General features: G+C 42.8%; 1 protein-coding gene. It reads left to right on the top strand.

Annotated features, from left to right (window positions below):
- Positions 1-277: 277 nt before the first annotated feature.
- Positions 278-615 (top strand): diaminopimelate epimerase (dapF, locus tag ACS8FC_RS18920; RefSeq protein ID WP_439297924.1); only part of this gene is annotated, 338 nt, incomplete at its 3' end.

Below are 615 nucleotides of genomic sequence, written 5' to 3' on the forward strand. Positions count from 1 at the left end.
CATCAGCTCATCCGCAAACGCGAAACGGTTGAAGCCTCGTATGCTGACGAAATACTGTGGCAGGATAAATAAAGCCGCCAACACTGACACTGTTTTTGCATAATAAATAAAACCCACTGTGATGATAACGGTGGGTTTTTTATGGCAAACTCGAATGGCGTATATCGAGTTTGAGATATAACGATAAGTTGGTATTTGATGGCGGTGATAATTATGATTGTATCTGACAGCGTGCTAATATAAGCCATACATAAAAATAGGATAGGACATCAAAGATATGCTAATAGAATTTACTAAAATGCATGGGTTGGGTAATGATTTCATGGTCATTGATTTAGTGACCCAGCGCTTAGATTTGACCAAGGAATTGGTAGAGTTATTGGGAGATCGTCACCTAGGTATTGGCTTTGATCAATTACTTGTGGTCGAGCCACCGATGCGCCCCGATGTTGATTTTAGTTACCGTATTTTTAATACGGATGGCACCGAGGTGGAGCAATGCGGCAATGGTGCGCGCTGTTTCGCTCGTTTTGTCCAAGCACGTAAACTGTCATTTAAGCAGCGTCTTCGGGTTGAGACGGCGAGTGGCGTTATCTCTTTGACTACTGATCGGTT

This window comes from Psychrobacter sp. 1Y4 (assembly GCF_051847555.1).